Source organism: Bacillus cereus group sp. N21 (genome assembly GCF_016483395.1).
Classification (GTDB): domain Bacteria; phylum Bacillota; class Bacilli; order Bacillales; family Bacillaceae_G; genus Bacillus_A; species Bacillus_A pseudomycoides.
In genome coordinates this window covers 1-243 of record NZ_JAEHBX010000413.1, presented here as the reverse complement: position 1 = coordinate 243, position 243 = coordinate 1, and the positions used below count along the sequence as shown (strand labels likewise).

Genomic DNA, 243 nt, shown 5'->3' with positions numbered 1-243 from the left:
TGGTGGGCCTAAATGGACTCGAACCATCGACCTCACGCTTATCAGGCGTGCGCTCTAACCAGCTGAGCTATAGGCCCCCAATGGAAAAAGCGGGTGAAGAGAATCGAACTCTCGACCAGAGCTTGGAAGGCTCTTGTTTTACCACTAAACTACACCCGCATGAAACTAAAATGGTGAGCCATGAAGGACTCGAACCTTCGACCCTCTGATTAAAAGTCAGATGCTCTACCAACTGAGCTAATG

The 243-nt window shown here is 49.4% G+C and carries 2 tRNA genes; both read right to left on the bottom strand.

From position 1 onward, the window contains the following. Positions 1–77: transfer RNA gene (locus JDS96_RS31455), tRNA-Ile, on the bottom strand. A gap of 11 nt (positions 78–88) precedes the next feature. Next, a tRNA-Gly gene (locus tag JDS96_RS31450) sits at positions 89–159 on the bottom strand. Positions 160–243 lie beyond the last annotated feature (84 nt).